This window comes from Kribbella steppae, from assembly GCF_004342025.1.
Lineage (GTDB): Bacteria > Actinomycetota > Actinomycetes > Propionibacteriales > Kribbellaceae > Kribbella > Kribbella steppae.
Genome location: NZ_SLWN01000008.1, coordinates 413640 through 437376, shown reverse-complemented (window position 1 = coordinate 437376; position 23737 = coordinate 413640). Strand labels below are relative to the sequence as shown.

Sequence of the window (23737 nt, the reverse complement as noted above, 5' to 3'; positions counted from 1 at the left end):
TCCGAAAATGACCGCTGGCTGGAACGACACGCCGCCGGGTTGCCCTCACACAGCTGAGCGTGCGTGCGTTCTACTGACGTGATGGCTCCGGAGAAGGTTTCGCTACCGCCGTTCCAGGCGCTCGTCGACGCGCACTGGCGGGACGTGGCGCGACTGGCGCGGGCGCTCGCCGGGCCGGTGGACGGCGACGACGTGGCCCAGCGTGCCTGGGAGAAGGCCTTCGCCGCCTACCCCGGGCTCACCTCGGCGAAGAACCTGCGCAGTTGGCTCCTGACCATCACAGCCCGATGTGCCACCGACGTACACCGGGCCCGCAGACCACAGAGCCCGCTCGACGAAGCTCCACCGATCACGGTCGACGGCCCGGACGCCGCCAACTGGCCGGACCCGGATCTCTGGCAAGCCGTCAACGAGCTACCCGAACGCCAACGCTTCGCCATCACGCTCAAGTACGTCGGCGACCTCGACCACCACGGCGTGGCCGCCGCCCTGGACACCACGCCTGCGGCGTCGCGACGACTCGTCAGCGACGCGCTCGCAACCTTGCGCACCAAACTCGGAGTACACCTATGAATGACCTCGAGAGCCGGCTGTCCCGGCTCACCGCACCAGACCTCAAGCCACCGGTCTTCCCGACCGCCGACGTCGCTTACACCCTGCACGACACCCCAATCGGCACGATGCTGCTCGCGGTCGCGAACGGCCGCGTCGTGGCCAGCTCCTTCGGCGACGAGGAGACCCTGACCAACCGCCTCGCCAAGGCCGTGTCCCCGCGCGTACTCCGGCAGCCTCAGCCGCTGGACGACGTACGACGGCAACTGGACGAGTACCTGGCCGGTCGACGGCACGAGTTCGAGCTGGACGTGGATCTCGCACTGGCGACCCCGTTCCAGCGGCTCGTGCTGACCGATCTGCCGGCCCACACCAGCTATGGCCGGACGACGACGTACGGGCGACTGGCCGGGGAGATCCACAAGCCCAAGGCGGCCCGGGCCGTCGGTACGGCGCTCGGCGCGAACCCGGTGTGCGTCGTCCTGCCGTGCCACCGGGTGATCGGCTCGAGCGGAGCACTCACCGGGTACGCCGGCGGACTGGAAGCGAAGCGATTCCTGCTGAATCTTGAATCGAAAAGCTGAGTTTTCCCGCCGCGCCGAGAATGGATTTACACTGAACAGACAAAGGAGCAGATCCCCAGTGTGGAGTGGGGATCTGCTTCTTGTTTTCCCTTGTCTGCAAGGGATCCGGGCCGGTTGTCTGCAAGGAATCTGGGTCGGTGGATGTTTTCCGGAAATGTTTTCAGGTCAAGAATCTGACCGGTCAGCGATCGACCCGAGTTTCCGCTAGGTTGGGGCGATGACCACACCATTGTTGTTCCTCAGCGGAGCCGGGCTGCCGGCCTGGATCTGGGACGACGTCCGCACCGCACTCCCGGCCGACCAGGCGACCTCCGTGGCGTCGTACCCGGGCGCTGGATCGCTGCGCGACTACGTCGGCAAGGTGCTCGCCGAGGCTCCGGAGCGGTTCATCGTGGTGGCGCATTCGATCGGCGGTGTGATCGGCAGCCAGCTCGTCGCCGAAGCACCGGATCGGGTCGAGGGATTCATCGGTGTCGCAGCCTCGATCCCGAAGCCGGGGCAGTCGTTCGTCGGCGCACTGCCGTTCCCCAACAAGCTCATCGTCAGCGCAATCATGCGACTCGCCGGCACCCGCCCGCCGGCCAAGGCGATCCGCTCGGGCCTGGCCAGTGACCTGGACGACGAGCAGGCGGCGCGGATCGTCAAGGAGTTCAGCCCCGAGTCGCAACAGCTCTACCGCGACCCGGTCGGTGATCGCCGGTTCCCGGCGCTGCGCGGCTACGTCCAGACCACCAACGACAAGGAACTGCCGCCCGCTCTCCAGGCCACCTACGCCGCGACGCTGGGCGCCACCTCGGTCCAGTCCCTCGAGACAGGTCACCTGCCGATGCTGGCCGCCCCCGATGCCTTGGCCGCGGCGGTGCAGGGCTTTCTCGGCGCGAAGGACTAGGGTGCGTCTCTCAATTCCCTGCGTGCCCTAGCCGGCTGCGGGGGCGTGGATCTCCAGGATGAGGCGGCGGCGGCCGCCCCATTCGCGCTTGTAGACCTTGTAGTCGTCGATGCCGGCGGCCGCGCAGAGCCGGCCGTAGCTGATCTCGTCGTGGATGAAGTGCACGCTGCTGGAGTCGAAGTGCTCGGTCGTGACGATCCGGTGCTCCGGCCCCTGGCGCATGCCGTTGGCGATCTCCGCCGCCGTCGCCGGACCCCAGACCGGGCCCTCGATGATCGCCACGCCACCCGGCTTCAGCACCCGGGAGATCTCACAGATCGTGGAGATCTGCTCGTCCTCGGCGAACAGCTCGTGGAACGCGGTCCACAGGCAGATCACCGCGTCGAACGAGTCCCACTTGTACGGCAGGTCGGTCATCGAGCCGATCGCCCAGTCGATCGACAGCTCCTCCTCGGCCGCCTTCGCCCGACCGGCCTCGATCAGGTTCGGCGAGATGTCCAGCGCGCGCACGACCTTCCCGGCCCGGCGCAACGGCAGCGCCACCCGGCCGTACCCGCAGCACAGGTCGAGCACCGACTCGCGGTCGCCCAGGAGCTCTTCGACGGCTTTCACGATCGCTGCGTCCCGCTCGGGCGTGGTACGCGCGGCCAGTCCATCGGCCCCGAGTTCCGCGTACTCGGCCCGGCTGCGCAGTGCGGAGTTCAGCATTGCGTAAGTATCCCGGTTACTCCGGGTCAGTTGTCCAGCGGTCGGCGACCGATCCTGCCAAGCAGTATCGCGGCCACCATCGAGACGACGATGGAGGTGTACGTCGCGCCGAGCCAGCCGGGGACTGGTTGGTGGTTGAAGACGCGCTGCTGGAGGTCGAGCCAGAAGGCGGACCAGCCGGAGACCGTGCCGGGGTTGACGAGCTGGTAGGCGACGAAGCCGATCAGCCAGGCGACGGCCGGTTGCCAGCGGAAGGGCGCCGTACTGGAGACGTCCCAGTTCATCTTGCTGACCACGAAGAAGTCGGCGATCGCGACCGCGAACAGCGGGATGAAGACCGACCCGATCAGGTAGAGGAACTGCGTGTAGTTGCCCAGGTCAACCAACAGCGCGAGACCGGTGGCGAGCACTCCGATGGCGATCGAGATCCAGCGCCGGTCGACGTGACCGACCAGGTTGTGCGCGGCCATCGTGGTCGAGTAGACGTTCGCGTACGCCTCGTCGACCTCGTCCACGAGCAGGACGAACAACGCGATCGCGCCGGCCGGCAGCGTGACGAGTGCGGTGATCACGTCCGTGCTGTTGGTCTGCAAGGTCGCGACCGCGAACACGCCGAGTGCGTAGTACGCGATCGCCGCAATCCCATAGCCGAGGGCGGATCCGGCGAAGGCAGCCTTGTTGGTGCGCGAGTGCCGGGTGTAGTCGGCGGCAAGCGGCGCGAACGACACGACGCCTGCGGCAGCCAGGTCGACGGCCGGCCAGAAGCCGAAGACGCCGTCCTGCGGCAGGGCCTGCACCGGCTTGCTGAGCACCTGCACGAACAGGTACACCGACGCGATCAGCACCAGCCAGACCATGAACTTCCGCAGCAGTTTCACACTGCCGAGCGGCCGGACTGCCATCGCCGTCGCGAGCACACCGGCCAGTACGACGAACAGCCAGCGCCACCGTTCACTCGTCACCGCGACCGCGGCCTGTGAGATGACGATGATCTCCATCGTTGCCCAACCGACGTTCTGCGCGATGTTCAGGACCGTCGGCGCCGTCGAGCCGCGCCGGCCGAACAGTCCGCGCAGACACGCCATCGCCGGCGCTCCGGTCTGCGAGCCGAACACGGCCGCGCCGCCGAGCACCAGCGCACCGATCCCGCAGCCGACCACGACCGCGAGCAGGCCTTGTGCCAGCGAGCCCGTATACGCCGCGACCAGCGCACCGGTCACCGGGCCGAACAGTGAGATGCCGAGGTTCCCCCAGAGGGTGAACTGGTCGAGGAAGCCGAGGGTGCGCGGCGCATCCGTGGTGAGGACGAGCGGCGCCTCGGTCTGGTCGGCAGGACGAACAGCAGTTTCGGTCATGATTGGACCCGCTCCCTACGCCGGCATTACCCGGTCAGGTTCAGGCGGTCGGCGACCCGGCGTCGCCCTCTCAGCCCGCGCATGGTGCGAGCTCCCGCAAAGGTTTGTTACCGCGTCAACGATAGCGCTTCAGGCCGGACCCGGTGCAGCCGCTGCCCGCTGGATGAGCGCGGCGAGCTCTGGACCATTGGTCAGCACCGGCATGTGCGAGCCGGTCGCCAGGGTCCGGACTTCACCGTGAGTGAGCTCGGCAAGCCGGTCGGTCCACTCCGCCGGCGACAGGTGGTCGTGCCGGCAGCGGACGATCACTATCGGCGCCTTCACCCGGGTGATGACCCCGGCCATGTCGTGGCGCCTGGCCGCTTCCGCCGCCCGGGCGATCGAGGAGAGCGTCGTGCGCGCGTATTGCGGCGCGAGGGCCGGGATCAGGCGCGGGGATTCCGGGACGGCCGAACCCAGCCAGCGGCCGACGAGATCCAGCCAGCTCGACGCGCGGACGTCTCCGGTCGGGGCGATGAGGACCAGCGCGTGGACGAGTTCGGGGTAGGCGACGGCGGTTTCCACGACGATCTGGCAGCCGGCCGAGTGTCCGACCAGTACCGATCGCTCCCGGATCTTGTCGGCTACCGCCGTACCCAAGGCTTGTGGACGAAGGTCGTCGCCGGGCGCGGCTGGTTCGCCGTACCCGGGCAGGGTGACGATCCGGTACGGCGTGGTGAGGTGCTCGACCGTGGGCGCGTACGACCGCGGCCCGAGGCCGAGGCCCGGGACCAGGACGACCGGAATGCTCACTCCCAGGGCGCGCGGGCCGGCGCGGCCTGGACGACCGGGTTGCCGACGGGCGGCTTCAGCTCGCGGTACCCGAGGAAGAAGCCGACGGACAGGATCAGCAGACCGATACCACCCCAGCCGTACGCCGAGGGCAGTCGGTCGAGCGAGTCGTCGATGGCACCCATGCCGGTCGACAGGACCATCACGGCCCAGATCACGATCGGCACCAGCGCCACCCCGACCAGCAGGAGACCGCCGACCTCGATCGGGTCGAGCTCGCGCCCGACCTTGCGCCGGGCCAGTACGTCGCGCGTCCACATCGCGATCGCGGCCGCACCGACCAGGAGCAGCAGCAACTGGCCGATGGTGTCGATGACGTCCGTGCGGAGCGGGTGGTTCAGCGCCGAGCCGGGTGCCTGGGAGATCTCGCGCAGGGCGACCCGCTGGACCGACAGCACCAGCAGGCCGTAGACGGCGGCGATGATCGCGGCGATCAGTACGACGCGGGCCGCGCGGGGGTCACGGGGTGCGACGGGTTGTTCCCGCCCGTACTGCGGGAGCTCGTGTTGCTGCGGGTGAGCAGGGGGGCCGTACGGGGAGCCCGGCCGGTAGTTGGGCGGCTGGGAGTACGCGCCGGGTGGTGCTTGAGGTGGTGGTGCGCCGTACTGGCTGGGTGGGGTGCCGTAGGGCTGGGGCTGGGCGTAGCTGCCCGGCGGCTGGCCGTGCGGCGTGGAGCCGTAGGTGCCGCCGCCGTACGGAGCAGGCGGGGCGTAGTGCTGCTCGTCGGCCGGCTGCTCGGGTTGCTCGTCCCGGCCGTATGTCGGGAAGTCCTGTGACGACATCGCTGCTCCCTCCCCTCGGACTCAGCTTCTCACGAACGAGGGCTTCGCTCAGGTCGCCTTGATCGTCGGCCAGGCGTTCGGGAGGCAGCCGCCGAGACCCTTGGTCTGCTGCATCATCACCGGCGCGGGGGTCTTCGCCTTGGTGCAGGTGGAGTGGCCGTGGCCGAGCGCGTGCCCGACCTCGTGGTTGACCAGGTAGCTGCGGTAGAGGGGGATGTTCCCCGAGTACGCCGGGACCGCGTACATCCAGCGCTTCGCGTTCAGTACGACGCGGTCCTCGACCCGGCAGGAGACCTCACCGCCGGTGTCGAGCGGCAGACACAGCTTGTCGGTCAACGTCGGGGTGGCCAGGATGATCCGCAGGTCGGCGTCGACCTTGTCGGTCCGCTCGAAGTTGACCGGGTGGATCGCCTGCCAGCCGCGTGCGTCGATCAGCGTCTTGTGGATGGCCGCCGCGACCGCGTCACCGTTGACCGAGAGACCCTGCTCGATCTCGACCCGGTAGGTCAGCTTGTCGCGGATGCCGCTGGCCTTGTTGAACCCTGGTACGACGGCGAGCCTGCCGGTGGAGACGGAGTAGTTCGGCTTCGAACCCTTCGGCGGCCGGGTCAGCGTCGGTGCCGGACGCAACGGCGTGGTGAACTTCTGCGTCGGCGTCGCCACCGGCGTCGGCGCCGTGAACGGCGCCTCGGTCGCCGACGCAGCGACCCCGGCCACCACTTCGGCCGCCAGACTCCGCCGGTTGGTCGCGTCCGGATGCGCCACCATCACCGTCCCCAGCACCGCCAATGCGGTCACCGAGAACCACTGCACCTTGTGCGACTTCTTCCGACTGTGCCGCCCAGCCCGACGCTTCCGCGCAGCCGCGTCCGCAGGCTGGCCAGTCCGCCGGGTGGTCATGGCGATTCACCCTACCCACCCAAACCCACCCCCCGAAAGGCCCCCTCCAACCCTTGACAAACAAACGAACCAAAGGCACCCGGCCGCAGCGGCCGGGAGGAAGCCGGCCGGCATCACGGCTCGAGCGTGACGCCCAGGATCTGGTAGGCCAGCAAGGCCATGGCCAGGAAGACCAGGCTGGTGAAGACCAGGTCCTCGAACCAGTCGACGACGCCGGGCTTGCGCGCCGCCATGATCGTCGGGTTGTAGTACAGGATTGACACCGCGGTCACCACGGCCGAGAAGATCAGGCCGACCCATGGCGCGCAGCGGAGATCGGCGAACAGCGCCGCGATCACCAGGGCGGCGACCACGTAGAGGGCGAGGTTGGTCCGCACGAAGGCCGTCATCGAGTCGTGCGGCGACGTACCTGCCTTGACTGTCGCGCGGTAGAGCTCGTACACCAGCGAGAGCACGAAGGCCGCCAAGAGAACCCAGGCCGCTTGTTCCACCAGATCCATGAACGGATCATAGGTTGCCTGTCTACTTATCGTCCATTACGCTCCGAACGTGTGAGCACTGAAGAGGACTCCGCGGACGTCGACATTCGCCACCTGGTGAGCGTCGGCTTGCCGGGCTATGCCGTCCGAACGGTCGCCCGTCTCGGCGCCGGCCTGGACAACGTGGCTTACGAGGTCAACGACGAACTCATCGTGCGGATCGCGCGCGAACCGGACTCGGTACGCCGGGAGGCCGCGCTACTGACCCGGCTCGGTGAGGTGAGCCCGCTGCCGGTGCCCGAGCCGGTCTTCACACTGGCCGAGCACAACTGCCTGGCCTACCGGAAGCTCACCGGTACGCCGCTCATCGACATCCCGATCGCCGACCGGTCGTCATCCACCGTTGCCGTCGGCGCCCAGCTCGGCGGCTTCCTCGCCGTACTGCAGACGTCGGACACCGATCGCTGGACCGACCTGGTCGACATCGACGACGAACCGTTGGCCGACTGGCGCGACGAAGCCGCCGAACACTACGCGGACGTCTCCGCGGCCCTGCCACCCGACCACCACCGCAAGATCGAGGCGTTCCTGCGCGCCCCGCTGCCGGCACCGGCACAGGACCTGGTCTTCTCCCACAACGACCTCGGCATCGAACACGTCCTCGTCGCTCCCGGCACCAACAAGCCCACCGGCATCATCGACTGGACCGACGCCGCCCTCTGCGACCCAGCCCGAGACTTCGGCCTCATCCTCCGCGACCTGGGCCCAGCCGCCTTCGACGCCGCACTCCCGGCGGGCGAGAGCCTCCGTGACCGCGCCCAGTTCTACGCCCGCTGCTCGCTTCTCGAGGACCTCCACTACGGCCTCGAAACCGACCGCCCGCCGTACATCCACAAGTCACTTGCCGCCCTGGATTGGGTCTTCCCCCCAACCTGAGCGCGCCCGTGTGATCAGCCAGGCGACGATGCCGACGGCGACACCGACCAGAAGCCCGGTGACGATGCTGCTGACCACCGCGAAGCCACGAACGACGAGTGCCTGAACGGCATCGGGAGCATCGGCGAGGTTTCCGCCGAGCCGGGGCTCTTCGTCGACGGCCCAGGTCCAGAGGACTTGGTGACCGATGGCCAGGAATACGCCGTACGCGAGCCCGATCGCGGCGAGCGTCACGATCGGGCTCGGCACCCGTTTGGCGAGGACGACCACCAACCAGATCACCAGCGGAGCGAAGACCAGGACGAGATTGACGGCCGGCCCGACCAGGTCGAGGTCGTGAGCAACAACTCGCGGAACGGCGAGCAGGGCCAACAAGACGATCGCCGACACCGGCAATCCGAGCTGAGGGAATCTGCTTCTCATGTAGATAGCCTACATGTAGCCTCATTCACTACTGTCCACGACGGGTTGGCGCGACGGAGACGGAGCGGCTGCGTAGCACGCGTGGGTTGGTCTGTTTACGCGGTGCGGGTGCGGAGGAACTTGCCGAAGTGGGGGACGGTGAAGGCGACGGTGCCGCGTTCGGCGGAGAAGACGAGGCCCTTCTTGATCAGGCCGTCGCGGGCCGGGGAGAGGGACTGAGGTTTGCGGTTGAGGGTGCTGGCCACCTCGGCGGTAGGGACCGAGCCGTCGTCGACACCGATGCCCAGCTCGGCCATCGCGCGCATGTATTCACGTTCGGCCGGGGTGGCGCGCTCGTACCGCGAACCGAAGAAGCCGACGGTGAGTTCGGCGGATGCTTCCGGTGCGGCGACGGCGACGTCCTTGATGGTGATCGGGGAGGTCGGGGCGTGGTCCCAGGTCGAGTGGGCGAAGGCCTGGACGAAGTACGGGTACCCGTCGGTCTGGGCGTACAGCTCGTCGAGGGCCTCGTCGTCGTACCGGACTCCCTCGCTCTCGGCCGGGATCATCAGGGCACGGTCGCACGCTTCGCGGGCGAGGCGGTCGACGCGGATGTAGCGGAAGAGTCGCTCGGAGTAGGACTTGCTGGCGGACAGTACGGCGGGCAGATGCGGCAGGCCGGCGCCGACGACGACCAGGGGTGCGCTCTGCTGGGAGACCTCGTGGCAGGCGGCGCACAGCGCGGAGAGGTCGTCGGCGCTGATGTCCTGCATCTCGTCGATGAACAGCCCGACACCGACGGACAGGTCGCCGGCCAGATCGGCCGCGTCGGTGAAGAGCTCGATCAGGTCCATCTCCAGGTCACCGGAGTCGGCGCGGCCCTTCGCCGCGGCCACGTCGACCGGCGGGTGCCAGCGGATGCCCTTGCGGTCGTTCGCCGCGGTCCGCAGCGCGAACGCCTTCAGTACGGCGCTGAACTGGTCGACCCGCTCGTTGTCGCGGTGCCGGTGCCCGAGCTCGCGCATCGCGGTGTGCATCGCCTGCGCGATCGGCAGCCGGATGCTCTGGTCCGGCCGGGCCTCGATCTTCCCGGTACCCCAGGCGCGTTTGATCGCCTGGCTCCGCAAGGTGTTCAGCAACACCGTCTTACCCACACCCCGGAGCCCGCTCAGCACCAGACTGCGCTCCGGCCTGCCTGCCGCGACCCGCTCGAGCACCACCTCGAACTGCCGCACCTCGGTGTCGCGTCCGGCCAGCTCAGGCGGCCGCTGACCGGCGCCGGGCGCATAGGGATTCCGGATCGGATCCATGCTGCCACTGTATGAGCCCGTCTAGCGTTTTCCTTAGATTTCGCTATCCACCACCAGAACGTGTCGCATCAGCATTCTCTACAGCTTTCTAGCAAAACTGCTAGATTTTGCTAGACCTGTCGAGACAGCGCCAGCACCGCGGGAGCACTAGGGTGCGGCCATGGTTGGGGAGTGGGCTGGGCAGTACGAGCGGGTGCATCAGCAGTACGTCGGGGGTGCGCGGAAGCTGGAGTCGTTGATCAATGAGTTGATCGGCGAGGAAGAAGGCATCAACTACCTGACCGCGACGGCCCGGGCCAAGGATCCGGAGTCGTTCCTGGCCAAGGCGTCGAAGCTGCATCCGGATGTCCCGGGCCGGCCGAAGTACGACGATCCGCTGAACCAGATCACCGACCTGGTCGCGGCCCGGGTGATCACCTTCCTGGTGGAGGCGGTGGACCGGGTGTGTGAGGTGATCGAGGCCGAGTTCGAGATCGTCGAGCACACCGACATGGGTGCGCACACCCGGGCGCAGGGGGTCTTCGGGTACGCGAGCAAGCACTACCTGGTCCGGCTGAACGCGCATCGCCGGGAGCTGCCGGAGTACGCCGTACTGAAGAACCTGACGATGGAGATCCAGGTCCGGACGGCGGTCCAGCACGCGTGGGCCGAGTTCGAGCACGACATCCGCTACAAGCTGGACATCCCGCCGGAACGCAAGCCCGAGTTCGACCGGCGGTTCCTGCTCGCGGCGGCGTTGATGGAGCTGGCCGACAACGAGTTCACCGAGATCGACCGCCTGTACCGCGAGCTCGCCGCGGCCGAGCCGGACAAGACCCCGCGTGACCTCACCCCCGCGACGCTGACGACGTACCTGACCCGGCGCTACCCGGACGCCCCGCACGCGAAGACGAACCACTATGCCTGGATCCTCAGCGTGCTCGCGCGCCTCGGCGTCACCACCGAGGAGCAACTCACCGACCTGCTCGCCGGCATCGACAGCTCCGCCGTCCAGGCCGCGATGACCCACCGCTTCCCAGCTGGAACGGTACGACGCCTCGACGACGACCTGCTCGCCGCGAAGGGTGCGGCGTACATCGACCTGTTCCCCGACGAGGAGCGTCGGCAGAAGATCCTCCGCGGCCGCCTCAAAGCCCTCGCCCGCGCCGGTATCACCGAGCCCTGACGAGATCCTCGGCGACAGCAGCAGCGGTACGGCGTGCCCACGAGCCGGTCGTGATCAGTCCGAGGATCAGCACGAGCAATCCGCAGCCGGCGATGATGTACCAGCACAACTGAGCCGCGTCGACGAACCCGGTCTCCAGCGGACCGACCAACCGCGCCGTCAACACGGTCCCGGCGATAGCGACCCCGAGTGATGCGCCGACCTGGCGGCTGGTCGACGCGATCGCGGCCGCGACACCGGCCTGGGACCGCGGCATACCGGACACCGCGGCGTTGGTGATCGGCGCGTTCAGCATCCCGAACCCGAGCCCGAAGACGAGGTAACCCGCCAGCAACACGAGCGTCGGAGTGTCCAGCGAGAGCTGCGACAACACCAGCCCCGAAGCGGTGAGCATGCTCCCGGCAACCACCAGCGGCAGCCGTGGTCCGCGATGCCCGACCAGCCATCCGGACAGTGGCGCGAACACCACCGTCATCGCCGCCATCGGCAACGTCAGCAACCCGGCATGCAGCGCCGAGAACCCGCGCACCGACTGCAGATACAGCGAATTGAGGAACAGGAACCCGGACAGTGCCGAGAACCCCGCGACCGCGATCAACGTCGCCCCCGAGAACGGCGCACTCCGGAAGAACCGCGGCTCGAGCAACGGCTCCTCCCGCCGTCGCTCGTAGAGCACAAGACTCACCAGCGAGACCCCGGCCAGCACGAAACACCCGATGATCAGCGGCGACGTCCACCCGGCCATCTGCCCCTCGATGATCCCGTACGTCACCCCACCGAGCAGCAGCACGACCAGCACCTGCCCGACCGGATCGATCCGTCGCGGCACCGCGGCCCGCGACTCGGGCACGAACAGAGCAGTCAGCAGTACGGCGGCCAGCGCGACCGGCACGTTGATCCAGAAGATGAACCGCCAGCCCACCGTGTCGACCAGCGTCCCGCCGACCACCGGTCCGACGGCCAGGCTGAGCCCGACCACACCGCCCCAGACCCCGATCGCCTGCGCCCGCTCACGCGGATCGGTGAAGGTGTTGGTGATGATCGACATCGCGACCGGGTTGAGCATCGACCCGCCGACCGCCTGCAGCATCCGGAACACGATCAGCAGGTCGACGGTGGGCGCGAAGCCGCACAGCAGCGACCCGATCCCGAACACCACCAGCCCGGTCTGGAACGTCCGCCGCCGCCCGACCCGGTCCGCGGTCGAGCCGGACACCATCAGCAGGCTGGCCAGCACCAGCGTGTAGGCGTCGATGGTCCACTGCAGCTTGGAGACGTCCGCGTCCAGCTCGGCCCGGATGGCCGGCAGCGCCAGGTTCACGATGGTGGAGTCGAGCCCGACGATGAACAGGCTGAAGCAGCAGATGACGAGGATCAGCAGCCGTCGCCTGCGCGTCAGTTCCTGCACCCGACTCCTCTCGGATCGTCGTACTTGAAGACTGTACAACCGCCGGATTGGAACGTTTCCGGGCAGCGTCTCAGCCACCGGGATACCGGCCTTAGACCACGGGCCGAAAAGGGTTTGAGGACTGTCGGTGGCCGCACCTAGGCTTGATCCACGCCTGGTCAGGTGCCTTCTTCACCCCTCCTATGCCTCTTTGTGAGACGTCATGTCGCTGCGCCTCATTCCGTTTGCCGACCCGGGTGTGCCGGACACCCGGTCCGGTCTCCGACTCATCCTCTGGCTGGAGCACCAGCAACTACGCGGTCAGCTGATCGCGCTCTTCTGGGGTCTCCTGTACTTCGGCGGTATCGCCGCCGCTCCGGTCGCCGTCGGTCTGGCCGTCCAGGCCGTGATCGACCTGTCCTGGCCCAAGCTCTTCCTGGCGGGCGGCCTGCTGCTCGCCTTTGGCGCGGCCAAAGCCGGTGCCGACTCGTTCTTCCACAAAGCCGTGGTGACCAACTGGATCTGTACGGCGTCGCGCCTGCAGCAACTGCTGTTCCGCAAGGCCGCGGAGCTCGGCTCACTGCTGACCCGGCGGATCGCCGCCGGTGAGGTGGTCGCCGTGAGCAGCGGCGACGTGGAGAAGATCGGCTGGTTCGTCGAGGTGCTCGGCCGGTTCGCGGCCGCACTGCTGACCTGTTTCGCCGTGGTGATCGGGCTGCTCTTCTACGAGCCGCAGCTCGGTCTGGTGGTCGCCGTCGCCGTACCGGTGCTCGCGTTCTCGATCGTGCCGCTGATGGGTCCCGCGGAGCGTCGCGCGGACGCGCAGCGGGCCAAGGGCGGCCGGGCCACCGAGCTGGCCGCCGACACCGTCGCCGGTCTGCGCGTGCTGCGTGGCATCGGCGGTGAGCAGTTGTTCCTGGACCGCTACCGCTCGGCCTCGCAGGAGTACCGCGCCAGCGCGGTCCGTAGTGCGCGGATGTGGTCGCTGATCGCGGCCCTCCAGGTGCTGCTGTTCGGGCTGTTCCTGGTCGTCATCGTGTGGCTGGGTGTCGGGATGGTGACGTCCAACCGGATCTCGGTCGGCGAACTCGTCACGACGTACGGGTTCATCACCTTCATGCTGGTGCCGCTGCACACGTTCGAGGAGACGGCGAGCGCGTTCATCTTCTCCAAGGTGTCGGCGCGCCGGGCTGCTCGAGTGCTGTCGCTCAAGCGGACCGACGAGACCATGGGCACCGCTGACGCCCAGCTGCCGGACGGTGACCTGCTCGACCCGGTCTCCGGGCTGCATGTGCCGGCCGGGAGTTTCACTGCGGTCGTGTCCGGTGACCCGGATGCGGGTGGCCGGCTGGCCGACCGCCTCGGTGGCCACAGCCCGGCCGCCGAGGACAACCAGGCCTCAGTGCTCCTCGACGGCGTCGGACTGGACGACATCCCGTTGGAGTCCGCGCGGACCGTCGTACTGGTGCAGGACAAGGATCCGGTGCTGCTGTCCGGGACCGTGCGGGAGCTGTTCGACGTACCAGCGAGTGGTGAGGTCTCTCCGGAGACAGCACTCGACGCTGCGCAGTGCGCGGACATTCTCGACGTACTGCGTCAAACGCTGCCGGCTGGTGAGTCGGACCCGATGCAGGCCTTGCTGACCGAGCGCGGCCGGTCCCTGTCCGGTGGGCAGCGGCAGCGGGTGGCACTGGCCCGTTCGCTGTACGTCGACCCGCCGGTGCTGGTGCTGGACGAGCCGACCAGTGCGGTGGATGCGCACACCGAGGCACGGATCGCGGACGGCCTACGACTGCTGCGGTCCGGCCGGACCACTGTGGTGTTCACGTCCAGTCCGCTGATGCTGGACCGCGCGGAGCGGGTGGTGTTCATCCCGGACGGCCGGGTCGACGCCGTCGGCACCCACCACGAACTGGTGCACAGCAACCCGCGCTACCGCGCGGTGGTCACCCGTGAAGAAGAGTCAAGTCTCGAGGAGACGGCGTGAAGCGCCCAGAGTACGACCCGGCAGCGCCGCAGGAAGTTGCCCGGCTGCCGGTAGCAGGCAGCGCGACCGTGCGCGCCTATCTGAAAACACTGTTCCGCCGGCATCGTCGTGCGTTCGGCTGGCTCACGCTGGTGAACGCAGTGGCGGCGCTGTGCGGCATGGTCGGACCCTGGCTGCTCGGCAACGTGGTGGAGAAGCTCTCGCAGGGGGAGCGCGATGTCGACCTGCCGTACGTCGTCCTCGGGTTCGTCTGCGCGCTGCTCGTCCAGACCGTGTTCGTCCGGCTCACGCGCCTGCGTGGTGCGGTGCTGGGTGAGGAGATGCTGGCCGATCTGCGGGAGGACTTCCTGATCCGCGCGGTCGGACTGCCTCCGGGTGTGCTGGAGCGGGCCGGCACGGGTGACCTGCTGTCCCGGATCACCACCGACGTCGACCGGCTCTCGCACGCCATGCGGGACGCCGTACCGCAGCTGACCATCGCGGTCATCTGGGCGTCGTTGCTGATCGGTGCGCTGGTCGTCACCGCGCCGGAGCTGGCGGTGGCCGTGGTGATCGCGGCACCGATCCTGATCATCGGCGGCCGCTGGTACTTCCGCCGGGCGCCGGCGGCGTACCGGTCGGAAGCCGCCGGATACGCCGCGGTGGCCTCGGCGCTGGCCGAGACCGTCGACGCCGGCCGGACCGTGGAGTCGCACCGGCTCGGTGATCGCCGGATCAAGCTGGGTGACACCCGGATCGGACAGTGGGTCGGGTGGGAGCGGTACACGCTCTACCTGCGGATGGTCCTGTTCCCGGTGATCAACATGACCCACACGGTCGCGTTGGCGGCGGTGCTGGTGATCGGTGGCGGCTTCGCCATCCAGGGCTGGCTCACCGTCGGCGCACTCACCACGGGTGCGCTGTACATCCAGATGCTGGTCGAGCCGGTCAACATGATGATCCGCTGGTACGACGAGCTCCAGGTGGCGCAGGTGTCACTGGCACGCCTGGTCGGGGTCCGTGAGGTCGAGGCGGCCGCAGCAGGTGATCAGGCCGAGCCGGAGGGCCGGACTGTGCTGGCCGACGAGGTGCGGTTCGGCTATCTGGAAGGCCGCGACGTGCTGCACGGCGTCACGCTGACTGTGCAGCCAGGTGCCCGGGTCGCGCTCGTAGGCCCTTCTGGAGCAGGGAAATCGACGTTGGGCCGGTTGCTGGCCGGTATCTACTCGCCGCGGGTCGGTGACATCACCTTGGGTGGTGCGGCCCTCGACAGGATGTCGGCCGAGCAGGTCCGGAGCCACGTTGCCCTGGTCAACCAGGAGCACCACGTGTTCGTGGGCAGCGTCCGGGACAACCTGCGGCTGGCCAGGCCGGAGGCGTCCGACGCCGAGCTGTGGACTGCACTGCGTGCTGTCGACGCTCACGCGTGGGTCGCCGGCTTCGACAACGGTCTGGACACCGAAGTGGGTTCCGGTGGGGTCTCACTGACTCCTGCACAGGCACAGCAGGTCGCACTGGCCCGGTTGGTGCTGGCGGACCCGCACACACTGGTTCTGGACGAAGCGACCTCGTTGATGGACCCGCGTGCCGCCCGGCACCTGGAGAGGTCGCTGGCCGGTGTGCTGGAGGGCAGGACCGTGGTGGCGATCGCCCACCGCCTCCACACGGCGCACGACGCGGACGTGATCGCGGTGGTGGAGGACGGCAAGATCGTCGAGCTCGGCGGCCACGACGAACTGGTCGACGCCCAGGGTGCCTACGCGGCGCTCTGGCGCTCCTGGCACGGCGACCGCTGACTCGGTGGGGCAGCCCAGCACGGGCTGCCCCACCACGCCGTGCCCCGCCGCCCATCAGCGTCCTCGTGTGAGGATGCAATGGTGCTGCTGACGACATTGCTCTCGCTGCCCACCACGCTGGCCCTCGACGTGAACGAGGAGGGCCGCCTACTGGTCCTGTACGACGGGACCGGCACCCGCCAGGTCAACGAAGTGGCCCCCGACGGCACCTGGCGAGCGCTCACCGATCTGGACGAGAGGTGCGCCAACGCCCTGTTCGTCCCCGGTAGCCGTCGGGTCGTCGTGGAGCACGACAGCGGTGGCAACGAACGCGGTCAACTGTCCATCCTCGACCTGGACGACCCGACGCTCACGCCGCTCGTCCACGACCCTCGGTTCAAGCACTACCTGGTCGAGGCCACGGCCGACCGGGTGCTGTTCACCACCAACCGTCGCAACGGCGTCGACTTCGACCTGATCGCCCACGACCTCTCCACCGGCACCGAGTCCGTCCTGTACGACGGCGGCGGCTGGGCCATGGCAGTCAACCCGTCGCCGGACGGCAAGTGGGTCGTCCTGTCACTGGCCAGCGCCCCGGCCAACTCGATGCAGCTGGTGCTCGTCGACACGACCACCCGAGCAGTCACCGAGCTCACGCCGTACGACGCGCACAACGACCAGAGGGCGGTGTCCTGGCTGCCGGGCTCGTCCGAGTTCATCGTGGCGAGTAACGCGGACCGGGACTGGATGGCGTTGCGGAAGTACGACGTGGCCGAGGGGACCTGGTCGGACCTGCTGGTGGACGACGAGCACGACCTGGCCGGCTGGGTCTGCCCCGACGCCGAGCACCTCCTGGTCGCCACGATCGACGACGGTCTGGTGCCGCTGGCGTTGCACAAGCTGGAGGACGGCGCACTGGACGGACCGCTCGACCTGCCCCCGCTCGGCTGCGGCGCACAGGCCGTGATGATGCCGGACCCGATCTGGTCTGCGGACGGTGCATTCGCCCTGCTGACGTACCACTCACCGATCGAGCCGCCCACCGTCTACCGCTACACGCTGGCGACCGGTGAGGTCGTCGCGATGCGGCCGCCGGAGATGCCTGAGGTGCCGGCCGAGCTGACGCACCCGGAGACCCACCGCGTGCCGTCGTTCGACGGTGAGCAGGTGCCAGTCTTCGTCTACCGGCCGATCGGGCCCGACCTCGGGTCCACCGTCGTCCACGTCCACGGCGGTCCTGAGGGTGCGGCTATGCGCGGCTGGTACCCGGTGGTCTCTGCACTCGCCGCAGCTGGCCACACCGTCGTCGTACCGAACGTCCGGGGCTCAGCGGCGTACGGGAAGCGCTGGTACTCCCTGGACGACCGGGAGCTGCGGCTGGACTCGGTGAAGGACTTGGCCGCGATCCACGCGTGGCTGCCGTCGATCGGGTGTGATCCCTCGCGGGCTGCGCTGTGGGGTGGCTCGTACGGCGGCTACATGGTGCTGGCGGGGTTGGCCTTCCAGCCGTCATTGTGGGCGGCCGGTGTGGACATCGTTGGCATCGCATCGCTGGTGACGTTCCTGGAGAACACCTCGGACTACCGGCGGGCGACGCGGGAGCGGGAGTACGGGTACCTCGCGACCGACCGCGAGTTCCTGGAGTCGGCGAGTCCGTTGAGCCGGGTCGACGACCTGCGGGCACCACTGCTGGTCATCCACGGCGCCAACGACCCACGCGTGCCGCTGTCCGAGGCAGAGCAGATTACGGGCGCTCTGACCAAGCGCGGCGTACCGTGCCAGCTCCTGGTCTACGCGGACGAGGGCCACGGGCTCGCGAAGCTGACGAACAAGCTGGACGCGTACCCGCAGGCGCTGGCGTTCCTACGCGAGCACCTCAGCTGAAGAACGGTTTGAGGGTTGCTGCTGTCGCGTCCAGCCGGACAGACAGCCCCAGCGGTACGGCGAGGTTCACGTCCTCATGCCCGATCGCGGCGCCCTCCACCATCGGCAGACCGAGTGGCTCCAGCCGATCGAGCACGACCGCGCTGACCAACCCGGAGTCGTCGGCTCCGCTGAAGTCGCCGATCACCAGTCCGGTGACTCTGGCGAACCACCCGGATCGCAGCAGCTGGGTCAGCAGCCGGTCCACTCGGTACGCGTCCTCGCTGACGTCCTCCATCACCACGATCCCGGTCGGTGGCGCGTAGGTCGGCGTACCGACGCTTGCCGCGAGCAGAGCCAGGTTGCCACCCCGGAGTGGTCCTTCCGCGACTCCGTCGACCACTGTGCGGGCTCCTGCGGGTGCAAGCAGGTCTGTGACGCTCGTTGGCTCGAACAGCAGGTCGTACAGGCGTTGCCGGCCGACGGATGCACCCAACTGCTCGACAGCGGCAGCCATCGGCCCGTGGACGGTGACCAGCCCGCGTGCGTTCAGCGGCTCGTGCAGTGCAGTGATGTCGCTGAACCCGATGAACCACTTCGGCACAGCCGCCAGTTCGTCGAAGTCGACGTACTCGAGCATCCGCTGCACGCCGTACCCACCTCGCGCACAGAACACCGCCGCAAAGCTCGAGTCCAGCCACGCGTTCCGCAGATCCTCAGCCCGAGCCTTGTCGTCCGCAGCCAGGTAACTCAACCGCTCGTGGCCGGCCAGCACCGACGGCAGCACCTCAACCTCGAGGCCCCACTGCTTCAGGTACTCGATCCCGGTCTCAAGCCGCTCCGCCCGCACCGGACCGGACGGCGCCACTACTGCCACCCGATCCCCAGCCACCAACCGCCCAGGCACAATCACGTCGGTCACGCTACCAACCGACAGTGATGGTGGTGCTCTTGCTGATGCCGTTGACTGTGACGCCCAGCTGCGCCGTACCCGGGCGCAGTGCGGTCACCTGACCGGTCGCCGGGTCGTACGACGCCACTGCCCAGAACGGAGCGGTCCCCGCCGGACCGATGTGCAGCTCTCGCGATCCCCACCAGTCAGCCGACACCGGGAACGCGACAGGCACCCGCCGACTCTCTTGTACGACGGTCGCGCCCACCGGACCCGTCTCACCCCGGCGCAGTGACGCCGGAGCGATGAGCTCGAGCGAATCCACGTGCGGGCGGAACTCCACCTTGAGCCAGGACCGCTCCGGCGCCGACCAAGTCCGCTCAGCGGCTGCGGCCTCACGCGCCTGCGCGTCGACCCCGACGAGCGCCCAGCCGGTGAAACCACCGTCATCCGGGGCGGACGACGGGCCCTTGCCGGAGTTGCCGGTCAGCGGCAGCAGTACGCCGTCCGTCCGGGACGCCGCGAACGTCCCCGCGTGGGCGGCCATGTAGGCGGCACCCTTGCCGGTCGATGCCCGGAAGTCGGCCAGCCAGTCGACGATCAGCCGGGCCTCCTTGCGATCACCCAGCTGCGAGTTCGCCGTCGGCGACGGGTCGTCGATCGGGTGGTGCGCCATCACCACCACGTTGCGGATCGACGTGTTCGCAGCGGCGTCGTCGAGCTGCGCGCGCAGGTCGAGGATCTGGGCGAAGCCGCCGGCCTGCAGCGACCCGAGCGACGAGTCACGCAGGATGAACCGCGTCCCCTTGTGGTCGAACGTGCTGGTCGGTGGCCCGAACACCTTGCTCCACTCGGACAGGTTGCCCGGTCCGTAGCTCTCGTGGTTGCCCGGCACGTAGTGCAGCGGCACCTTGCCTGCGACCTCCTCGTCGATGATCTGCTTGGCCAGCGCGATGTCATTCGCGAAGCCGCGGTCGACGAAGTCGCCGTTGATCACCAGGAAGTCCGGGTTCTGCGCGAGCGCCTCGCGGATCGTCCGCCGGGCTTGCTTGACGAAGTCGGAGTTCGGGTCGTCCGCGGTGAACTGCGCGTCCGACATCACCGCGAACCGCCACCGGCCGCTGGTCGTCACGGTCCCGTCGGTGACCACCATCGGGTCGACCACCTTCGCCGGTGGCGCCATGTCCACCGGCGGCGCGCCGCGCAGGGTCAGGTCGTCGACGATGATCCGGCCCGAGTACTGCCGGGTCGGCACGGTCTCAACGACGTAGATCCGCCAGAACCGCAGCGGCATCGCCAGCCCCGGCGGGATGTCCGCCTCGACGTACTTCCACCCGGTCCAGTCCACCGCCGCCGCGATGTTCAGCGTCTGCGGCGAACCGCCGGCCGCGGTGTAGGCGTTCGCCCGCAACCACGCACCCTTGCCGTCGCCGTAGACCCACGCACCCAGCTTCTGCGGCTGACCGGGCAGCGTCAGCTGCGGCGTCACCGAGAGGTACGCCGCTCGCGTCGCTGTCGAGCCGGTCAGCGAGTAGTCGAGCGCGATCGCCTGCCCACCGTCGTGCCCCTCGGCGGCGGACCGCGACGCCGTCGCCGCTCCAACCGGTACGGCGTTCGCCGCCCAGCGAGTCAGATCGTCGACCTCGTCGATCACCGTGCTGGTCAGACCGGAAGTGACGCTGAGCTGTGTGGTCAGGTCGCCAACCTTCGCGGTGATCACGGTCGACACCGCATCGTTGCTGAGGGCATTCACCTCGAACCCGTTGCCGCGCGCAACCACATTCACCAGCGCCGGGTCGTACGAGAGCTCGAGGTCGCGTGGCTCGATCCAGGTGGAGAAGCCGTCGGCGTCGTATCCGTTGATCTCGAAGAAGCCCTTGGCCGATGCGTCGGACAACGACACCTGCCGGGTCGACGGTGCCAGGCGGGTCGGCCTACCGAGGACGGTCATCGGGAACCTGCCGATCGCCTCGTCGCGTGCTGCCGTGACAATCGCATCTCCGGCCCTCCGTCCGGTCACCACACCTTTCTGGTCGATCCGGACATTGCTGCCGGCGAACCAGTACGGCGTACCTGTCGCGGGAGCGTAGGTCTCGTCGTGGCCGGACGCGGCCAGGACGCGACTGAGGCCGGTGAGGACGCGGGAGCTGCGCGAGACGTCCGCATCCGGGTCCTCTTCCGCGGTGCCGACAGCTTCGACGCGGAAGCCCGTGAGCTTCCCGGAACCCTTGACCGGCAAGAGGCCGAGACCGTTCGGGATCACCCGCTCGCCACCGTCGGACGGGTCGTTCACCACCTTCGGCCCCGCCTCGCCCGGCGACCGGGCCAGCATTGTCGACGAGCCGCCGCCGTCCAGGTTGAGCGCGTCGTCGGCACCGAGGCCGATCATCAGCTGGCCCATCTCCTTCAGCGACAACCCGCGGGAACCGGTCGCGCGACCGTCGACGGTGAGCAGCAGCATCCGGCTGCCGTCGGCGTCGAAGCCGATCGCGGTCCGCGGCGCCAGGTCGGCGTCCGGGACGCCGTCGGGCACCTTGCCGTCCTTGGCGAGCTGGTAGTTGCCGCTGATCCCGACGGCGACATCGGCCGCGTCGGGGCGTACGCCGTACTGCACCTCGACCTTGTCGCCGACCTCGAAAGCGTCGAGCGCGATCGCACCGGCCTCGCGGCCGATCAGCGCCTGCTCGTTCGCGGCCAGCGGGGTGGTGCCCGGAGTGGCGGCCGACGAGACGACCACGCCGTCGCGAAGGATCACCTCGCGGACGGTCGGTAGGCCGTCGACGGTCCTGGTGCGGGCCGCGTCGCCCCACTCCGGTGTGTAGAGGCCGATACCGGCGGCGTTGACGGTCGGCGAGTTGAGGTTGGTCAGCTCGAGCTTGGTCGCGTCGTCATCGGTCGCGCTGCCCTGCAGGAACAGCTCGGCGATCCGGCCGAGGCCGTCCTGGCCGATCACCGCGGTGTCGTTGTGCCCGGCCGCCGGCGCGTTGATGAGCCGGCCGCTCCGCTCGATCCCGACGCCCAGCGGTGCGGTGGTGTCGTTGATGTCGAAGAAGTCGCCGTTGACACCGGCGATCGCGCCCTTCCGGGCCAACTGCTGGCTGAGCGGCGTACCGCCGGAGACCTTGCCGGTGTTGACGTAGTCGACCGTCACACCGTGCTTGTCCAGGTCGGCGGCGAGGATGTCGCCGCGGAGCCAGCCCTTCGGGTCGAGGCGCTCGAACGAGGTGTAGTTCACCCCCGGCGCGACCGGGCTGTCCTCGCGGGTGGTAAGCACGCCGTCGCCGGCGATCGCGGCATCCGGGATGCCGCCGACCGTGGTTTGCGCACCGGCCGGAGCGACGACGGAACCGGCCAGCAGGCCGCCCACACCGATCGCTGCGGTCAAGGGACGGATGAGCGACACAGGAGCCTCCCCAACGTGGACGGACGCGGCCATCCGACGCGGTGCGCTCTACCGCCACATGAGGCACAGGTGTACGCCGGTCAACCGACCGGTGACAAAGTAACGTCTCCAGAGGCTGACCGGAAGGTTTTCTCCTATACTGATCAGATAGTGCTGACCGGGCGGCCCATGGTCTGCCAGGCGTGCATGCCGCCGTCGAGGTTGATCGCCTCGCGGCCGAGCTGGTTCAGGAACTGCGTCGCCATCCCGGACCGGCCACCGACCGCGCAGACGCACAGCACCTTCTGGTCCAGCGGCACCTCGCCGACCCGCTCCTGCAGCTCGCCGAGCGGAATGTGGTTGGCGCCCTCGATGTGCCCGCGGTCCCACTCGTCCGGCTCCCGCACATCCAATACGAACGCCTCGGCCAGCAAGGCGTCGTCCAACTCGGCCACCACGACCGAGGGAATCTCCTGGTTCTGGAACATGCTCCGATCATCTCAGGCGAGCGGTCACCACCGTACCGCCGGACGGCAGGAATGCGGTTGCCCGAAGCGTGGATCGCGCGTTGACACCCGGCCCGCCGATTGCGGAACCTTCTTCGGAGGAGGCGGCGCGATGGCACTGATTCAGGGCATCCCCGGGGAGTTCGGGCCGCAACCCTGGGGTGAGGCGATCCTGCGGACCGGCGAGCTCCTGCTGCTCCGGATCACCCGCCGGCCGGCCGATCACGAGATCCGCCTGCCCGGCCTGGCGACGACACCCCTCCACGTGGTCGAGGAGCACACCGGCCGCGCGCTCACCTGGCGGCTCGACGGCGATGACCTGCTCGTCCGGCTGCCCGACTCCGGCGAGACACCGGTCGTCCGCGTCGCCCTGGAGGGCAAGCTGCGCATCGTTCCGCCAGACACGGTCACGGCCAACGCCGACGGTGTCTGGGACCTCACGCCGACCGGTACGACGTCCCACCTGATCGCCCGCCGCTCCGCGGATGTCGCTGTCCGCGTGTTCGCCGACAGCAAGGCGCGCATCGTCCTGGCCAACCAGTCGTCCGTCACCACGGACGTGAACCGGACGGTCGGCCCCTTCCCGATGCCGGCCGGCCTGGTGGTCCCGCTGCAGGTCGAGGCGACCGGCGTACGACGGATCCTGGTGGCGCCGATCGGGACGGTGCTGGCCTCGATCCACCCGACCGGCGACGGCGAACTGTCCGTCGTGGTGACGAACTTCGGCCGGGCGACCGCTCACGGCGAGGCCGCCTTGAAGTTGCCCGATGGATCGCGCGGCCGGTGGAGCTTCGAGGGCCTCGATCCGGGCGCCTCGATCGCCTGGCCGGTACCGATCGGTGGGCTGTTGCAGATCGCTGGCCCGGTGCCGATCGATGGGCCGGTGCCGATCGGTGGGCCGGTGCCGATCGGTGGGCCGGCGGGCCGGCACGAGCTCCGGGTCCGGCTCGACGCGGGCCGGCGCTCGGCCTCGTCGCCGTACACCGTCCACCTGCCCGCGACGGGTTGACCCCCGCCGGACGACCAGCGGTACGGCCACACCCAACTCGGCCGACGTGAAAGCGATGTTCGAC

General features: G+C 68.8%; 21 protein-coding genes and 1 riboswitch. Of the genes, 9 read left to right on the top strand and 12 right to left on the bottom strand.

From position 1 onward, the window contains the following. The first annotated feature begins 81 nt into the window (after nucleotides 1-81). From EV652_RS25410 to EV652_RS25400, 3 genes are all read left to right on the top strand, one after another. Nucleotides 82-573, top strand: coding sequence for an RNA polymerase sigma factor (locus EV652_RS25410; RefSeq protein WP_132211700.1), 492 nt, complete (start codon nucleotides 82-84; stop codon nucleotides 571-573). Further along, nucleotides 570-1136, top strand: coding sequence for a methylated-DNA--[protein]-cysteine S-methyltransferase (locus EV652_RS25405; protein WP_132211699.1), 567 nt, complete (start codon nucleotides 570-572; stop codon nucleotides 1134-1136). The genes EV652_RS25410 and EV652_RS25405 overlap by 4 nt, the downstream gene beginning before the upstream one ends. A 217-nt stretch (nucleotides 1137-1353) precedes the next feature. After that, on the top strand, nucleotides 1354-2025 hold the full coding sequence (locus EV652_RS25400) for an alpha/beta fold hydrolase (RefSeq protein ID WP_132211698.1): 672 nt from the start codon (nucleotides 1354-1356) through the stop codon (nucleotides 2023-2025). 27 nt (nucleotides 2026-2052) lie between these two features. Here the strand turns inward: EV652_RS25400 and EV652_RS25395 are convergent, their stop codons facing one another. The 6 genes from EV652_RS25395 to EV652_RS25370 form a co-directional block, all read right to left on the bottom strand. After that, on the bottom strand, nucleotides 2053-2733 hold the full coding sequence (locus tag EV652_RS25395; RefSeq protein ID WP_132211697.1) for a class I SAM-dependent methyltransferase: 681 nt from the start codon (nucleotides 2731-2733) through the stop codon (nucleotides 2053-2055). 26 nt (nucleotides 2734-2759) lie between these two features. Beyond that, the gene (locus tag EV652_RS25390) at nucleotides 2760-4088 is read right to left on the bottom strand and encodes a purine-cytosine permease family protein (protein WP_132211696.1); all 1329 of its coding nucleotides are present in this window, start codon (nucleotides 4086-4088) and stop codon (nucleotides 2760-2762) included. Next, a riboswitch (TPP riboswitch) is annotated at nucleotides 4084-4196 on the bottom strand. Its footprint overlaps the gene before it by 5 nt. A gap of 21 nt (nucleotides 4197-4217) precedes the next feature. Continuing rightward, the gene (locus EV652_RS25385; RefSeq protein ID WP_132211695.1) at nucleotides 4218-4880 is read right to left on the bottom strand and encodes an alpha/beta fold hydrolase; all 663 of its coding nucleotides are present in this window, start codon (nucleotides 4878-4880) and stop codon (nucleotides 4218-4220) included. Beyond that, nucleotides 4877-5701: a hypothetical protein gene (locus EV652_RS25380; RefSeq protein WP_132211694.1), complete on the bottom strand. Its 825-nt coding sequence runs from the start codon at nucleotides 5699-5701 to the stop codon at nucleotides 4877-4879. Before EV652_RS25380 ends, EV652_RS25385 begins: the two co-directional genes overlap by 4 nt. Before the next feature lie 48 nt (nucleotides 5702-5749). Further along, nucleotides 5750-6601 carry a DUF3152 domain-containing protein gene (locus EV652_RS25375; RefSeq protein ID WP_132211693.1) on the bottom strand — a complete coding sequence of 284 codons (852 nt, stop codon included), beginning with the start codon at nucleotides 6599-6601 and terminating at the stop codon, nucleotides 5750-5752. Nucleotides 6602-6714: 113 nt separating this feature from the next. Beyond that, nucleotides 6715-7101 carry a hypothetical protein gene (locus tag EV652_RS25370; RefSeq protein ID WP_132211692.1) on the bottom strand — a complete coding sequence of 129 codons (387 nt, stop codon included), beginning with the start codon at nucleotides 7099-7101 and terminating at the stop codon, nucleotides 6715-6717. Between the two features lie 51 nt (nucleotides 7102-7152). Here EV652_RS25370 and EV652_RS25365 point away from each other — a divergent pair, with 51 nt between their 5' ends. Continuing rightward, complete coding sequence (locus EV652_RS25365; RefSeq protein WP_132211691.1) at nucleotides 7153-8016, top strand: phosphotransferase family protein; 864 nt, start codon at nucleotides 7153-7155, stop codon at nucleotides 8014-8016. On the opposite strand, the gene EV652_RS25360 is transcribed toward EV652_RS25365, so the two are convergent. Both EV652_RS25360 and EV652_RS25355 read right to left on the bottom strand, forming a co-directional pair. Continuing rightward, nucleotides 7978-8439, bottom strand: coding sequence for a hypothetical protein (locus EV652_RS25360; protein ID WP_199238390.1), 462 nt, complete (start codon nucleotides 8437-8439; stop codon nucleotides 7978-7980). The genes EV652_RS25365 and EV652_RS25360 overlap by 39 nt on opposite strands. Before the next feature lie 95 nt (nucleotides 8440-8534). After that, complete coding sequence (locus EV652_RS25355; RefSeq protein WP_132211690.1) at nucleotides 8535-9728, bottom strand: ATP-binding protein; 1194 nt, start codon at nucleotides 9726-9728, stop codon at nucleotides 8535-8537. 160 nt (nucleotides 9729-9888) lie between these two features. On the opposite strand from EV652_RS25355, the gene EV652_RS25350 reads away from it, so the two are divergent. Continuing rightward, nucleotides 9889-10893: a GTP pyrophosphokinase gene (locus EV652_RS25350; protein WP_132211689.1), complete on the top strand. Its 1005-nt coding sequence runs from the start codon at nucleotides 9889-9891 to the stop codon at nucleotides 10891-10893. Here EV652_RS25350 and EV652_RS25345 read toward each other — a convergent pair. Continuing rightward, nucleotides 10880-12301 (bottom strand): MFS transporter, encoded by a 1422-nt coding sequence (locus tag EV652_RS25345; RefSeq protein WP_132211688.1) that lies wholly within the window; start codon nucleotides 12299-12301, stop codon nucleotides 10880-10882. The genes EV652_RS25350 and EV652_RS25345 overlap by 14 nt on opposite strands. A gap of 202 nt (nucleotides 12302-12503) precedes the next feature. Here EV652_RS25345 and EV652_RS25340 point away from each other — a divergent pair, with 202 nt between their 5' ends. The 3 genes from EV652_RS25340 to EV652_RS25330 all read left to right on the top strand — a co-directional run bounded on the left by EV652_RS25340 (nucleotide 12504) and on the right by EV652_RS25330 (nucleotide 17905). After that, on the top strand, nucleotides 12504-14267 hold the full coding sequence (locus tag EV652_RS25340; RefSeq protein ID WP_132211687.1) for an ABC transporter transmembrane domain-containing protein: 1764 nt from the start codon (nucleotides 12504-12506) through the stop codon (nucleotides 14265-14267). After that, the gene (locus tag EV652_RS25335) at nucleotides 14264-16042 is read left to right on the top strand and encodes an ABC transporter ATP-binding protein (protein ID WP_132211686.1); all 1779 of its coding nucleotides are present in this window, start codon (nucleotides 14264-14266) and stop codon (nucleotides 16040-16042) included. Before EV652_RS25340 ends, EV652_RS25335 begins: the two co-directional genes overlap by 4 nt. A gap of 81 nt (nucleotides 16043-16123) precedes the next feature. Beyond that, entirely contained in the window at nucleotides 16124-17905 is a 1782-nt protein-coding gene (locus EV652_RS25330; protein WP_242001989.1) for a S9 family peptidase, read from the top strand. On the opposite strand, the gene EV652_RS25325 is transcribed toward EV652_RS25330, so the two are convergent. The 3 genes from EV652_RS25325 to EV652_RS25315 all read right to left on the bottom strand — a co-directional run bounded on the left by EV652_RS25325 (nucleotide 17898) and on the right by EV652_RS25315 (nucleotide 22646). Further along, the gene (locus tag EV652_RS25325; RefSeq protein ID WP_132211684.1) at nucleotides 17898-18806 is read right to left on the bottom strand and encodes a S66 peptidase family protein; all 909 of its coding nucleotides are present in this window, start codon (nucleotides 18804-18806) and stop codon (nucleotides 17898-17900) included. The genes EV652_RS25330 and EV652_RS25325 overlap by 8 nt on opposite strands. A gap of 1 nt (nucleotide 18807) precedes the next feature. Beyond that, nucleotides 18808-22179, bottom strand: coding sequence for a phosphodiester glycosidase family protein (locus tag EV652_RS25320; RefSeq protein WP_242001988.1), 3372 nt, complete (start codon nucleotides 22177-22179; stop codon nucleotides 18808-18810). A 143-nt stretch (nucleotides 22180-22322) separates the two neighbouring features. Next, complete coding sequence (locus tag EV652_RS25315; RefSeq protein WP_132211682.1) at nucleotides 22323-22646, bottom strand: rhodanese-like domain-containing protein; 324 nt, start codon at nucleotides 22644-22646, stop codon at nucleotides 22323-22325. Nucleotides 22647-22776: 130 nt separating this feature from the next. Between EV652_RS25315 and EV652_RS25310 the strand changes: the two genes are divergently transcribed. Continuing rightward, entirely contained in the window at nucleotides 22777-23673 is an 897-nt protein-coding gene (locus tag EV652_RS25310; protein WP_132211681.1) for a hypothetical protein, read from the top strand. The last annotated feature ends 64 nt before the right edge of the window (nucleotides 23674-23737 follow it).